The sequence below is a fragment of the Vibrio sp. R11-SG3-ISO3-SZ genome, from assembly GCF_059834345.1.
On sequence record NZ_JCBDGX010000025.1, the window covers coordinates 1 to 13565 of the forward strand.

A 13565-nucleotide genomic window follows, 5' to 3' on the forward strand; every position below is an offset into this window, starting at 1 on the left:
ATCCTTGATCCCGTATCTGGAAGCTTGGGCAGAGTATGTGATGTACCAGATGCCCAAAACGCAAAGCGGTGGCATTCAGCACATTGTTTACAACAGTGAAAACAATGAGCAGATGTGGGATGACACACTCATGATGAGCGTCATGCCGCTCACCAAGATTGGCCTACTGCTTGACCGCCCAGAGTATGTGGAAGAAGCGAAATATCAGTTCCTGACCCACATTCAATACCTTATGGATCGCGAGACCGGCGCTTGGTTCCATGGCTGGACCTTTGATGGCAACCATAACTTTGCCAATGCACGTTGGGCACGCGGCAACAGCTGGGTCACGATAGTGATCCCTGATTTCCTTGAGTTGCTCGACTTGCCAGAGCATGACGCTTATCGTCGTCACTTGGTGCACATTCTTGAACGTCAGGTGGCGATGCTCGCTCGCACTCAACAAGAGAGTGGCTTGTGGTGCACCCTGCTCGATGACGATCACTCTTATGTGGAAGCGTCAGCCACGGCGGGTTTTGCGTATGGCATATTAAAAGCCGTACGCAAGCGATACATTTCTGCCGACTACGCCCCAATGGCGAACAAAGCCGTCGATGTCCTCATCAAGGACTACATCAGCGAATCCGGTGAACTGATCAATGTCTCTTTTGGCACCGCCATGGGCGATGACCTCGATTACTACCGCAACATCCCATTGACCTCCATGCCTTATGGTCAGGCTATGGCGATCCTTTGTCTCTCTGAGTATTTACGTACCTATTTATAAACACCTACCGTGTCCTCGAAACGCGATGTTTGCCCTGCTCATGCAGGGCTTTTTTCACCTGTTGTGCACAAAAAACGGAGGTGTGAGCTTTTGTGATCTAACGCAAATCGATATTGAAAAACCTGACACCTTATCGCCAACCCCTGCATTTTTTTTAAGTCTCTCAAGAAGAGATTTACCGATAATTTCTCACATTAAGAACAACGGACATCCATAATGCAGCAACACGTAATTGCGATTGATATTGGCGCCTCTAGCGGCAGAGTCATGCTAGGAACGTTTGATGGTCAGCGCCTCTCCCTTGATGAGCAACATCGATTTACCAACCAATTGGTTTCAATCCAAGGTCAAGACTGCTGGGATATTGATGCCCTGTTTAAACAAGTGTGTATCGGTATCGACGTCGTGCTCGAAAGTGGGATTCACCCTGCGAGCATAGGTATTGACACTTGGGGTGTCGACTTTGTTCTGCTGGATAAACAAGGTCAAAGACACAGCCCTGCAGTCTCCTATCGAGACGCGCGCACTCAAGGTGTCATGGAGCAACTGCTGGCCGACACACTCGACCGAAAAGCCCTTTACCAAACCACGGGCATCCAATTTTTGCCCTTTAATACGCTTTACCAATTGTGCGCACTGCCCAAAGAATCACTCAGCGATGTGGCGACCCTATTGCTGATTCCTGACTACCTCAACTATCGCCTGACTGGCGTCAAGCATTGCGAGTACACCAACGCGTCCACCACCCAACTGCTTGACTGTCGCACCAAACAGTGGAGCCAAGCTTTGCTTGATCGCATTGGTATTCCAAGTGATTGGTTTCTGGAGCCGAAAGCGCCTAACCAGATCATTGGTGAGTACAAAACTGTTCCAGTCGCGTCCATTGCCAGCCATGACACGGCGTCAGCGGTATTAGGCACGCCACTCCAATCCGACACGTGCGCCTATTTATGTTCAGGAACCTGGTCGCTCATGGGATACGAGTCCGCTCATCCCACATTGAATGACGAAGCCCTACTGTCCAACGTGACAAATGAAGGCGGTGCGGGTGGCACCTATCGCACCTTGAAAAACATCATGGGACTGTGGCTGATTCAATCCATCCAAAAACTGCACAGCGAATATCACTTCGCTCATTTAGTGGAGGTGGCTCAGCAAAGCCCCGCATTCGAGTTTTTGATTGACCCGGACGCCGCCTGCTTCCTCAACCCTGACAACATGGAGCACGCGATCGTCGATTTTTGCCAACGAACAGGGCAAGGAACCCCACAAACATTGGCACAGATTGCGCGCTGCATTTTCGACAGTCTGGCACTGCGCTATGCACAAGTGTTTGCTCAACTTAACCATCTAGCGCCCAAACCTCTGACCGCCATTCACGTGGTGGGCGGCGGAGCCAACAATCATTTTCTCAACCAGTTGTGCGCTAATACCTGTCAAGTGCCCGTCTTGGCTAATCCGACTGAAGCTTCGGCACTGGGCAATATGATGGGTCAATTGATTGCCACTGGCGCGGTGCACTCGATTGAGCATGGGCGCGAGATCATCGCGCACTCTTTCGAACTCACCCAATTTTCACCGACACCGATTTCACAACTCGACGCGCAGCAAGCGCGCTTCGACGCCTTGACTCAATAAGGATACTTTGATGCCAACTCAACAACAGATTCATTCAGCCTACCAACTGGCGAAACAACAATTTGCCGATATGGGCATTGATACCGACAACGTCATAAAAGCAGTCAATGAGATTCCCATCTCCATCCATTGCTGGCAAGGGGACGACGTGCGTGGGTTTGAAAACCCAGAGCAAGCACTCAGTGGTGGTATCCAAGCAACAGGGAACTACCCGGGTAGAGCGCGTACACCCGCAGAATTGCGTCAAGATCTCGATAAAGCATTCAGTTTGATCCCGGGTGCTAAGCGACTCAACTTGCACGCCATCTACTTAGAATCGGACCAACCCGTTCCGCGCGACCAGATCAAACCTGAGCATTTTAAGAATTGGGTTGAATGGGCCAAACGGAATGAGTTAGGACTGGACTTTAACCCTTCATGCTTCTCACACCCACTCAGTGAGGATGGCTTTACCCTCTCTCACCCCGACGCTGAGATTCGTCAGTTCTGGATTGACCACTGCAAGGCGAGCCGAAAAATCTCAGAGTACTTTGGTAAAGAGCTTGGTACTCCATCAGTAATGAACATTTGGGTTCCGGATGGCATGAAAGATGTGCCCATCGATCGCTTAACCCCTAGACAGCGCTTAATGGCCTCATTGGATGAAATCATCGCCGAGCCGATTGATAGCGCTTTTCACAAAGACGCCGTCGAAAGCAAGCTTTTTGGCATTGGCGCTGAAGCCTACACAGTAGGCAGCAACGAGTTCTATATGGGCTATGCCGCCACACGCGACATTTTGCTGTGTCTCGACGCGGGGCACTTCCACCCAACAGAAGTAATCAGTGACAAGATTTCGGCTTGCTCACTCTATGTGAAAGAGTTCTTGCTTCATGTCACCCGCCCTATTCGCTGGGACAGCGACCACGTCGTACTCTTGGATGATGAAACCCAAGCCATCGCCAACGAAATTGTTCGCAACAAGCTCTTTGATCGCGTCAATGTGGGACTCGATTTCTTTGATGCGTCCATCAACCGCGTTGCCGCTTGGGTGATTGGCACACGCAATACGCGCAAAGCGCTACTCAAAGCGATGCTCGAACCCGAAACGCAACTGCGCCTAGCGGAAAACAGCGGTGACTACACCACACGACTGGCTCTATTAGAAGAGACCCGCAGCGCGCCATGGGCAGCGGTCTGGGATTACTACTGTTTGATGAACCAGGTTCCTGTCGGTTTGGATTGGCTACGCGATATCAAAGAGTACGAGGAAACCGTACTGCTGCGCCGTGATGCAGAGTGAGAGAGCCCATGACGCCCAATGCAATCAGAATCGCCACGGTCATGCAGCTTAAACCCGGCCAAGCCCGAGAGTACCAGCGTCGCCATGATGAACTGTGGCCTGAACTGGAACGTGCGCTAAAAGCACACGGCGCCGAGCACTATTCCATTTTTCTTCACCCTGAGACTGAGCAATTGTTTGCCTGCCTCAATGTACGAAGTGAAGAGAAATGGCAAGCCATCGCAGACACTGACATCTGCCAAAAGTGGTGGCGATACATGGCCGACATCATGGATACCAACGAGGATAATTCACCTCGTTCAGTGCCACTGCAATCGGTCTTCTATCTCGCGTAACCACGACTATCAATTAAGGAATTCAAATGCAAACGGTGACCATAAACCAAGCAGTCCAAGACGAAATCGCCAAAGTAAGCGAAGTCGCGCAGTATCTGTGGCAACGAGAGTGGGCAGAGCGTAATGGCGGTAATATCTCTGTCGACATTACTGATATTTTTGGCGTTCTCCCACCCGACCTCAGTGCTTTTCCGCATAAGAAGCTCTCTATGATTGGCGGTGATGCCTTTCCAAGCGCTGCGGCGGGTCATCTCTTTTTTGTCAAAGGAACGGGAGAGCGGATTCGTGAGTTACGTGACCCAGAAGCAGCGGGCTGCATTTTGCGCATTGACGACAGCGCACAGGGATACCATCTGCTTTGGGGTGGACGAAATAATCCAGATTTCGCCCCCACCAGCGAATTTATCTCTCATGTGGAGATCATCATCTCGCAACAGCAGGCTGGGCGAGATAGCCGATGCGTGGTTCACACGCATCCAATTGAGCTGATCGCACTTTCCCATCATCCAGATTTTGCGCAAAACGATGATGCGTACACCATAGCTTGTTGGCAAATGCTGCCAGAAGTGCGCGCTTTCGTACCTAGAGGGATTGGCATAGTGCCTTACTGCATGCCGGGTAGCCAAACCATGGCCCAAGGAACCCGCGATAAGCTGCTGATGCACGACGTCGCTATTTGGGAAAAACATGGCGCTGTCGCCACCGGCAAAGACGCACTGACCGCGTTCGATTTTGTCGATGTCGCCAACAAAGGCGCCAAACTCTATTTGATGTGCTTAGCCAGTGGATTTATCCCACAAGGCGTCAGCCCTGAAGATATGCTAGCGCTGAAAGAGACTTTTAACCTCTAAGCCAGTACGGCGTCGCTGCCACAGATGTAAATGGCTGAGAAGTCCTCCACTTCTCGGCTTTTCTGTGTTTTTTCTCCGAAATTAGAGCAAAAACTGGAGAAGTGAAAAGGATCACACTCTGACTTCCATGTCGCACTAAAGATCACATTCTGTCTATCCCAGAGTTGCTGCTCCAACATGAAAGGAGTACAAAAAAACAACCAAAGAGGAGTAAAACAATGTTTCAATTAAACGGTGACGACTTTTTTCATACTTCAGACTCCGCCGTGTGTGCCGAAGTCCGTGCTCCTCAACCCAACTACCCAGAACATTCGCATGATTTTCACGAGTTGATCATTGTCACCAAAGGCACGGGACAACACATTCTTAATGACATCCCGACCAATCTCGCAAAGAATCATATTTGCTTTATTTCACCCAATGACCGTCACTTGTACGAACAGGTAGATGACCTCCATCTAACTAATATCTTGTTTAAAAAGAGTCGACTGGCCTACTCACCATTGCTGAAAAATCTACTACCGAGGGAAGAGTCCGAAGAGAAAAGTTGGCTGATTTCCACCGCCACGTTGAAACGCACCGAGCAACTGATGGCGCAACTCGAAAAAGAAGCGATGCAGAACTCGGTCGATTCTCGCATTATGGCTGAAGCGCTGTTTCAGCAGTTGATCGTTGAGCTGTCACGCGGACGGTTAACTTCCCAAAATAACAACGCCGACGACAACACCATTTTGCAAGTGATCGACTGGTTACAGAATAACTACAGTGAAGAGATATGCGTCAACGACATTTCCGAGCGGTTTAACATCTCGTCACGCACTCTGAGCCGCAAGATCAAGCAAGTCACTAACCTCACGTTCAACAACTACGTCCACCGTGTTCGAGTCAATAAAGCCATTGATCTGCTCCATTACTCTGACCTGTCGATCACCGACATTGCCTTTCAAGTCGGCTACAAAGACAGCAACTATTTCAGCACTAAATTCAAGCGCTTTACCCATCAGACGCCATCCCAGTTCCGTTAACGCGCCCTGACCGTTAAGTAGCCCTGTCAGTTAAAGTGCCGCTTGGTCTTTGTCGTTGCCACATGATTGGCAGGATCATCCGGCCAAACGTGTTTGGGGTAGCGCCCCTTCATCTCTTTTTGTACTTCCACGTAGCTGCCTGCCCAGAACCTTGCGAGATCTCGGGTGATCTGCAACGGTCTGCGCGCCGGAGAGAGCAGCTCCAATACTAAGGTTTTGCGACCGTCGGCAATGCGTGGCGACGTCTGCTCGCCATACACTTCTTGAATTCGAACCGACAGCACGGGCTCTTGTCCATCTTGATAACGAATCCGCGCTCGTGTGCCCGTTGGCAGCGTGTAGTGCGTAGGCAGCCACTCATCCAACTGCTGATTTAACGGCCAGCCCAAATAGGCCAGCAGCGCTTGCTCTATCGATATCGATGCCAACTGCTTGACCGACGTGACCTGATTCATGTACGGCTCTAGCCAGCGCTCTAGAGCCGCCAATAAGCCATCGTCAGAGCAATCTGGCCAATCGTGCTCTGGCAGCCACTGCGCAGCGCAGCGAATGCGCTCTAATGTGTCACGAGCGCGATCAGACCACTCTAATACAGACAAGCCTTTACGGCGTACATAGCTCAGTAAAGCTTGTGTCATTTTTTCTTTATCTGGCGTTGCCATTGCGGTTCGAGACACCACGAGCGCGCCGAGCTTCTTCTGTTTCTCGGCGACTAAGCGGCCTTTTTTTTCATCCCAATCAACCCAGTCATGATCAGTAAATGACGACGGACAATGCTGCTCAAGCACCGAGACATCACAGGCTTGCGCAAGGTGAATACGTGACGCGTCCGATTGACTGCGTAGTAAGTCAATCACCACTAGATACGGCGCATCGGCGAGCGGTTCGCTGTCATCAAGCTGTGCGCCATGACCATTGGCGAGCAAGAAGGTACCGGTGCCGCTGCTGCGTTGCTGCGCAATGCGGTCAGGATAGGCACTGGCCAGAGCGACCGGGACAAGGGCATCATCTAACGCCGCCAATGGCGCTGTGATGGCGAGCATCTTCGCTAGCGCCGCCGCGCGCGCACTGACCACTTTTTGCTTGCTGTGTTGGCCTTGGCGTAAACGCCAAACGCTGGTGCGAAAATCGAGCGTGTGACGCTCTGGCTCTTCCAGTAACGCCGCTACCCATACGGCGCTTTGCTGCCAGCTCTGCTCGTCGCTGTGGAGTAACATCGCCGCCAGTCTCGGCTCCAATCCAAGTGCACAGGCGCGCTGACCTTGCGCGGTTAATAATGCCTGCTCGTTGAGCAGACCGAGTGATCGTAGCAATAGACGCGCCTGCGCCAACGCGACTTTGGGTGGCGGGGTCAGCCAGGTCAGCTCATCGCTGTCTTGTGTTCCCCACTGCGCCAGCTCCATCGCAAGACCGGAGAGATCGGCATGCTGCATCTCTGGCGCGGGCACATCCGGCTGCTGACTCAGTTGACTTTCACTGTACAGGCGCACGCACAGCCCCGGCTCGATGCGCCCAGCACGACCCGCGCGCTGCTCGGCGGAGGATTTAGCAATGCGGACTTGCTCCAACTTAGTAATGCCTGTGCGGCTATCACACTTGGCAATGCGCTCGACGCCGCTGTCGATGACCAGACGAATGCCTTCAATGGTCAATGAGGTTTCAGCAATGTTGGTCGCCAGAACCACCTTACGTTGCGGCGCCGGTGCGATCGCCGCTTGCTGATCGTTAAAACTGAGCTGACCGTATAGAGGGCAGACGAGGATACCCTCGCCCAAATCTTCAAGACGCTGCGCCACGCGCCGGATAGCGGCAACGCCAGGGAGAAACGCCAGCAACGAACCAGACTCGGTCGCCATCAGGTGGCGGATCTGCTTCGCCATCGCCTCTTCTAGCCCTTGATTCGGCTTAAGGGGCTGGTAGCGATACTCAATCGGGTAGCTGCGCCCGTGCGATTCCACATACGCCGCGTCAGGCATGATGGTTTGCAGCGCTCGCTGGTCGAGCGTCGCCGACATCACCACCAGCTTTAAGTCATCGCGCAGCGCTTGCTGAATCTCAAGGCAGAACGTCAACGCGGTGTCGGCGTGCAAGCTGCGTTCGTGAAACTCATCAAAGATGATCATATCAACGCCGCTCAGCTCAGGATCGGACTGGATCATGCGCGTTAAGATGCCCTCGGTGACGATTTCAAGCTGTGTCGCTTGGCTGACTTTACTCTCACCGCGCATCCGATAGCCGACGGTTTGTCCAACCCGCTCCCCACACTGCTTCGCCAAATAGTGCGCGATATTTCTCACCGCCAAGCGTCTGGGCTCAAGCATGATGATTTTTCCCTGCACAATGCCTGCGTTGAGCAGTTGCAGTGGAAAGTAGGTCGATTTACCGGCACCCGGCGCCGCTTTGAGGATCAGTTGAGCGTGATGCGCGACGCCTGCGAGAAGCTCGGGCATCACGTCTTGAATCGGCAGTTGTGACAATGGAGAAACCTTATGCTCTAATTGAGAGCTCAATTGTACATAAAAACAGTACTGATCCTAACTCTCTCACTCTGTTAAGTCTTAGTTATGAAGTTTTCCCCCTCTTTGCAACGCGCCACACTCATCCAGCGCTATAAACGCTTTCTCGCCGACGTCACCCTGCCCGATGGCAGTGAGCGGACCATTCACTGCGCCAACACAGGAGCAATGACAGGTTGCGCCACGCCGGGTAATCCGGTGTGGTATTCGACCTCAGACAACCCAAAACGCAAGTACCCCAACAGTTGGGAGCTAACTCAAACCGCGCAGCAGCATCGCATCTGTATTAACACCGCGCGCGCCAACGCATTGGCTGTCGAAGCGATTAAAAATGGCACCATCAAAGAGCTGCAAGGCTATGAGCGACTTCAAACTGAGCAGAAGTATGGCAGTGAAAATAGTCGGATTGATATCTTGCTCTCTGCACAATCCAAACCAAACTGCTATATAGAAGTGAAAAGTGTCACCCTGTTGGATGAAACGCAGAATCAGCAAAAGGGACAAGGTTACTTTCCTGACGCCGTGACAACACGTGGTCAAAAGCACCTAAGAGAACTGACCGAGATGGCACAAAGTGGAAGCAGAGCGGTACTTTTATTCACCGTTTTACATTCAGGTATTGAAAAAGTCTCTCCTGCCCACCATATAGACGCCGATTATTCACAATTACTCAAAACAGCAATAGAAAACGGGGTGGAAGTCTTGTGCTACAAGGCCACGCTCAACGAGGATGAGATAGCACTAGTAGAGCCGCTCAATTTTCGGTGCTAGGGGCAAAAAATGATGTCGCCTTCACATTGATTGTAAGTTTCATCTCTAGTATTTGCCTCGGTTGATTCTTTTTGCTATAGATACCCGCCTTAAAATTAACTGCAGAGCGCAGTTGACTAGGTGTTAGTAGGAGATGCTGCATGCCAGAATCAAAGAAAAAAGCGCTAGGCATCCTAGCCATTGCAGGGGTTGAGCCATACCAAGAAAAAGCAGGTGAAGAGTACATGTCACCTGAGCAAATGGCTCATTTTACAAAAATTTTGACAGCTTGGCGTAACCAGCTCAGGGAAGAAGTTGATCGCACTGTGCACCACATGCAGGACGAAGCCGCGAATTTCCCTGATCCCGTTGACCGCGCCTCACAAGAAGAAGAATTTAGTCTAGAACTTCGCAACCGTGACCGTGAGCGTCGCTTGATCAAAAAGATTGAGAAAACGCTAAACAAGATCGAAGAAGATGATTTTGGCTTTTGCGAATCTTGTGGCGTCGAGATTGGCATCCGTCGTCTAGAAGCTCGTCCTACCGCTGACCTTTGTATCGACTGTAAAACGCTTGCAGAGATCAAAGAGAAGCAAATGCAAGGTTAATCCTGCATCACCCGCTGTATCCTAGTCACTTAGGGTATACATTAAGGGAGCATTGGCTCCCTTTTTGGTTTTTATCTATGACGAATATGATTGGCCGTTTTGCTCCCTCCCCCTCAGGCCCGCTCCATTTTGGCTCACTGGTTGCTGCCCTCGGCAGTTACTTTCAAGCCAAAGCGCAGCAAGGGCAGTGGCTGGTACGCATCGAAGACCTTGACCCTCCACGAGAGGTGCCAGGGGCAGCCGATCTCATCCTGAAAACCTTAGAAGCGTATGGCCTGCATTGGGATGGTCAGATCCTTTACCAAAGCCAGCGTTTAGACGTCTATCAAGCGCAAATTGACCATTGGCGACGCAGCGGCGATGCCTATTTGTGTCAGTGCACGCGCAAACAAATCAAAGCGACGGGCGGATTTTACTCGGGCACTTGCCGTGACAAAGCGTTGAACGACGCCACATCGTGCGCAGTCAGGCTCACCATGTCCAAGCCGACGTACCAGTTTGACGACCTCAAACATGGCACCATTGACATCCCACGCGCGCTCGCAGATGAAGATTTTATTATCAAACGTCGCGATGGCTATTTTGCCTATAACCTTGCGGTAGTATTGGATGATATCGAGCAAGGCGTTACTCAAGTGGTGCGCGGCGCCGATTTGATTGAGCCTACAGGCAGACAAATCAGCCTGTATAAATTGCTCGGACAAACACCGGTGAGCTATTTGCACTTGCCGCTCGCCATCGGTGAGAACGGGCAAAAGCTATCGAAACAGAACCATGCGCCGGCGATTGACCTACAAGACCCGATACCCGCGCTGCTCGATGCGATGCGCTTTTTGGGTTTACCAATGACGCCGGAAGTCTCCTCTGGGAGCGTGGAAGAGATCATCGCTTGGGGCGTGGAGAATTGGTCGATTGAGGCACTCCCTCAGCCGATCGAGATCACACCCATATTCTCAAACCGCTCCCCGTAGGCTATCATTAGCCGCAAATTCGCGCCGAATTGGGCTGAACATGACCGCAACGCCTAAGGAAAATCAAGGCTCAGCACGCAATCTGCATACGGATTGGAACATCAACCTGACTAGGCAAACACCGAATAACAGCTAGAAGCACATGAATAAAAACGACGATACACCCAACGAAACTCAAGTTTATCCGCAGCTTTCGTTAAATATTATTACTCGCCAAGAGCATAATATCTCACGCAAACAGATCAGCGATAATGCATTGAAGGTGCTATACCGTCTTCATGGTGCAGGCTATGACGCCTACCTCGTAGGAGGAGGTGTTCGCGATCTGCTGCTTAATCAATCCCCCAAAGATTTTGATATCGCGACCAATGCGACCCCGGAACAAATCCGCCAGCAGTTTAAAAACTGCCGCTTAATCGGTCGACGTTTTCGTCTCGCGCATATCATGTTTGGTCGAGACATCATCGAGGTAGCGACGTTCCGCGGTCATCACCAAGAGCCAAGCAAAAACGTCTCTCAACAATCGAAAGAAGGGATGTTGCTGCGCGATAACGTCTACGGCACTGTCGATGAAGACGCTGAGCGCCGCGATTTCACCGTGAACGCGATGTACTACAACATCAGCGACTACTCGATTCACGACTACGCGGGCGGCATGGAAGACCTCGAAGATAAGCTGATTCGCTTGATTGGTGATCCCGACACACGCTATCGCGAAGATCCTGTGCGCATGTTGCGCGCGATCCGCTTTGCGGTGAAGTTGGACTTTGATATCGAAGAAGAGACCGCAGCCCCAATTGAAGAACTGGCTCACCTTCTTCAAGACATCCCTGCTGCGCGCTTGTATGAAGAGTCACTCAAGATGCTACAATCGGGCTATGGCTTAGAGACGTATCACTTGATGCGTGAGTACAACCTGTTCCAGCAACTCTTCCCGACCATTGCGCAGTACTTTACCGAAGATTACTCGTCTCCAACCGAGCAGATGCTGGATCTGGTACTCGACTCTACCGATCAGCGCATTGAGGAAGGCAAGCGCATCAACCCTGCCTTTATGTTCGCGGCGATACTGTGGTACCCGTTGCAAGAAAAAGCCGCTCTGTTGATGGAAAAGCAAAAGCTCTCAGAGTATGACGCCATTATGGAAGCGAGCAACCTAGTGCTCGATGAGCAAGTGCGCACCATCGCGATTCCTCGTCGTCACACTGCAACCATTCGTGAGATCTGGCAATTGCAGCTGCGTATGCCGCGCCGCAATGGCAAGCGTGCGTTCCGCCTGCTTGAGCTTAACAAGTTCCGCGCTGGCTTTGATTTCCTAGAGATGCGCGGTGAAGTCGAGCAAGGGGAGACCCTAGCGCTGGCCAAATGGTGGGAGACCTTCCAAAACGCCGGGCGAAATATGCGTCAAGCTATGGTCGCTGACCTCGATGCCAATGAGACCGGCGAGCCAAAAACACGTCGCCGCAGAACCAACCGTAAAAAGCGCAGCAAGGCGTCATCATGATCACCGCATACATTGCTGTCGGCAGCAATTTGTCTGATCCTGTGACCCAAGCGAATGAGGCCATTGAAGCGCTCAAATCGCTGCCAAAATCGCGCTTTATCGCCACCTCCGCGCTCTACAGCAGTAGCCCCATGGGGCCACAAGATCAGCCGGATTACATCAATGCCGTGGTGGCGATTGAAACAGGATTAACCCCCATTGAACTGCTCGATTGCACCCAAGCGATTGAACAATCTCAAGGGCGTGTCCGTAAAGATGAACGCTGGGGCCCAAGAACCTTAGATCTCGATATCATTCTTTACGGCAATGAGGTGATGGATTCCGAGCGATTAACGCTTCCTCACTATGGAATGAAAGAGAGAGAATTTGTTCTCTACCCGCTCGCCGAAATCGCACCAAATTTAACGCTCCCAGATGGGGCCAGGCTCTCTGAACTGCTCAAGCAAGTAGACAGAAACGGCCTGCGTCAATGGCAGTCGTCTTAATGATTGCGCCTGCCACCCTCATGGTAAGGAAAGAAAAATGAAAAAAATCTCGATTAATGACTTGATGAAATGGAAGCAAGAAGGCCGTAAGTTCGCCACCTCGACGGCGTACGATGCCAGCTTTGCGCAGTTATTTGAAAGTCAGGAAATGCCTGTTCTTTTGGTGGGTGATTCCCTTGGTATGGTATTGCAAGGCACGACCAGTACACTGCCAGTCACAGTTGATGAAGTGGCTTACCATACTCGCTGCGTACGTGCGGGCAGCCCAAACTGCCTACTGATGGCGGACATGCCTTTCATGAGCTATGCCACACCGGAACAAGCGTGTGAAAACGCCGCGACGCTGATGCGTGCCGGGGCGAACATGGTCAAAATCGAAGGTGGCGATTGGTTAGTTGAAACCGTAAAAATGCTGACTGAGCGCGCCGTACCTGTGTGTGCGCACCTTGGCTTGACGCCGCAATCTGTCAATATTTTTGGCGGATTCAAAGTGCAAGGTCGTGAGCAAGACAAAGCCGATCGCATGGTGCGTGATGCGCTTGCGCTTCAAGAAGCGGGCGCACAAATCATCTTGCTAGAGTGTGTTCCTGCCGAGCTGGCAAGACGCATTACCGAAGTGTGTGATGTGCCAGTGATTGGTATTGGTGCGGGCAATGTGACCGATGGTCAGATCCTCGTTATGCACGATATGTTCGGTATTTCAGCCAATTACATGCCTAAGTTCTCGAAAAACTTCCTTGCCGAAACGGGCGACATGCGTAAAGCTGTAGCGAAATACAAAGAGGATGTAGAGAGTGGTGCGTTCCCAGATGACGCTCACACGATTGCTTAAGG

General features: G+C 51.6%; 13 protein-coding genes. 12 read left to right on the top strand and 1 reads right to left on the bottom strand.

Translation table 11 applies throughout. The annotated features are described in order from the left end of the window. The 6 genes from AC6R1O_RS03295 to AC6R1O_RS03320 all read left to right on the top strand — a co-directional run. Nucleotides 1-766: glycoside hydrolase family 88/105 protein (locus AC6R1O_RS03295; protein WP_500656474.1), on the top strand; the 766-nt coding region annotated here is incomplete at its 5' end. A 216-nt stretch (nucleotides 767-982) separates the two neighbouring features. Further along, nucleotides 983-2404, top strand: a complete 1422-nt coding sequence (gene rhaB, locus AC6R1O_RS03300) for a rhamnulokinase (RefSeq protein ID WP_500632747.1) — start codon at nucleotides 983-985, stop codon at nucleotides 2402-2404. A 10-nt stretch (nucleotides 2405-2414) separates the two neighbouring features. After that, entirely contained in the window at nucleotides 2415-3686 is a 1272-nt protein-coding gene (locus AC6R1O_RS03305; RefSeq protein WP_500632748.1) for an L-rhamnose isomerase, read from the top strand. A gap of 8 nt (nucleotides 3687-3694) precedes the next feature. Beyond that, nucleotides 3695-4021 carry an L-rhamnose mutarotase gene (gene rhaM / locus AC6R1O_RS03310; protein WP_334568377.1) on the top strand — a complete coding sequence of 109 codons (327 nt, stop codon included), beginning with the start codon at nucleotides 3695-3697 and terminating at the stop codon, nucleotides 4019-4021. 26 nt (nucleotides 4022-4047) lie between these two features. Then, a complete protein-coding gene (gene rhaD / locus AC6R1O_RS03315; protein ID WP_500656475.1) occupies nucleotides 4048-4872 on the top strand; it encodes a rhamnulose-1-phosphate aldolase in 825 nt (274 codons plus the stop codon). Nucleotides 4873-5090: 218 nt separating this feature from the next. After that, nucleotides 5091-5897, top strand: coding sequence for a helix-turn-helix domain-containing protein (locus tag AC6R1O_RS03320; RefSeq protein ID WP_500632750.1), 807 nt, complete (start codon nucleotides 5091-5093; stop codon nucleotides 5895-5897). Nucleotides 5898-5923: 26 nt separating this feature from the next. Here AC6R1O_RS03320 and hrpB read toward each other — a convergent pair whose 3' ends face one another. Then, a complete protein-coding gene (gene hrpB / locus AC6R1O_RS03325) occupies nucleotides 5924-8374 on the bottom strand; it encodes an ATP-dependent helicase HrpB (protein WP_500632751.1) in 2451 nt (816 codons plus the stop codon). An 87-nt stretch (nucleotides 8375-8461) separates the two neighbouring features. Between hrpB and sfsA the strand changes: the two genes are divergently transcribed. The 6 genes from sfsA to panB all read left to right on the top strand — a co-directional run bounded on the left by sfsA (nucleotide 8462) and on the right by panB (nucleotide 13563). After that, nucleotides 8462-9184, top strand: a complete 723-nt coding sequence (sfsA, locus tag AC6R1O_RS03330; RefSeq protein ID WP_500632752.1) for a DNA/RNA nuclease SfsA — start codon at nucleotides 8462-8464, stop codon at nucleotides 9182-9184. A 140-nt stretch (nucleotides 9185-9324) separates the two neighbouring features. Then, a complete protein-coding gene (gene dksA / locus AC6R1O_RS03335) occupies nucleotides 9325-9771 on the top strand; it encodes an RNA polymerase-binding protein DksA (protein ID WP_500630129.1) in 447 nt (148 codons plus the stop codon). 77 nt (nucleotides 9772-9848) lie between these two features. Next, nucleotides 9849-10742: a tRNA glutamyl-Q(34) synthetase GluQRS gene (gene gluQRS, locus AC6R1O_RS03340; protein ID WP_500632893.1), complete on the top strand. Its 894-nt coding sequence runs from the start codon at nucleotides 9849-9851 to the stop codon at nucleotides 10740-10742. A 142-nt stretch (nucleotides 10743-10884) separates the two neighbouring features. Next, nucleotides 10885-12246, top strand: a complete 1362-nt coding sequence (gene pcnB, locus AC6R1O_RS03345) for a polynucleotide adenylyltransferase PcnB (RefSeq protein ID WP_500626655.1) — start codon at nucleotides 10885-10887, stop codon at nucleotides 12244-12246. Beyond that, complete coding sequence (folK, locus tag AC6R1O_RS03350; RefSeq protein WP_500630132.1) at nucleotides 12243-12731, top strand: 2-amino-4-hydroxy-6-hydroxymethyldihydropteridine diphosphokinase; 489 nt, start codon at nucleotides 12243-12245, stop codon at nucleotides 12729-12731. The genes pcnB and folK overlap by 4 nt, the downstream gene beginning before the upstream one ends. Before the next feature lie 37 nt (nucleotides 12732-12768). Next, nucleotides 12769-13563, top strand: a complete 795-nt coding sequence (gene panB / locus AC6R1O_RS03355; protein WP_334553917.1) for a 3-methyl-2-oxobutanoate hydroxymethyltransferase — start codon at nucleotides 12769-12771, stop codon at nucleotides 13561-13563. The last annotated feature ends 2 nt before the right edge of the window (nucleotides 13564-13565 follow it).

What these genes read in the sequence shown, in the direction of transcription:
- panB (WP_334553917.1), top strand. Translation starts at nt 12,769, where the DNA reads ATGAAAAAAATCTCGATTAATGACTTGATGAAATGGAAGCAAGAAGGC.
- rhaD (WP_500656475.1), top strand. Translation starts at nt 4,048, where the DNA reads ATGCAAACGGTGACCATAAACCAAGCAGTCCAAGACGAAATCGCCAAA.
- folK (WP_500630132.1), top strand. Translation starts at nt 12,243, where the DNA reads ATGATCACCGCATACATTGCTGTCGGCAGCAATTTGTCTGATCCTGTG.
- gluQRS (WP_500632893.1), top strand. Translation starts at nt 9,849, where the DNA reads ATGACGAATATGATTGGCCGTTTTGCTCCCTCCCCCTCAGGCCCGCTC.
- AC6R1O_RS03305 (WP_500632748.1), top strand. Translation starts at nt 2,415, where the DNA reads ATGCCAACTCAACAACAGATTCATTCAGCCTACCAACTGGCGAAACAA.
- rhaM (WP_334568377.1), top strand. Translation starts at nt 3,695, where the DNA reads ATGACGCCCAATGCAATCAGAATCGCCACGGTCATGCAGCTTAAACCC.
- pcnB (WP_500626655.1), top strand. Translation starts at nt 10,885, where the DNA reads ATGAATAAAAACGACGATACACCCAACGAAACTCAAGTTTATCCGCAG.
- AC6R1O_RS03320 (WP_500632750.1), top strand. Translation starts at nt 5,091, where the DNA reads ATGTTTCAATTAAACGGTGACGACTTTTTTCATACTTCAGACTCCGCC.
- rhaB (WP_500632747.1), top strand. Translation starts at nt 983, where the DNA reads ATGCAGCAACACGTAATTGCGATTGATATTGGCGCCTCTAGCGGCAGA.
- dksA (WP_500630129.1), top strand. Translation starts at nt 9,325, where the DNA reads ATGCCAGAATCAAAGAAAAAAGCGCTAGGCATCCTAGCCATTGCAGGG.
- sfsA (WP_500632752.1), top strand. Translation starts at nt 8,462, where the DNA reads ATGAAGTTTTCCCCCTCTTTGCAACGCGCCACACTCATCCAGCGCTAT.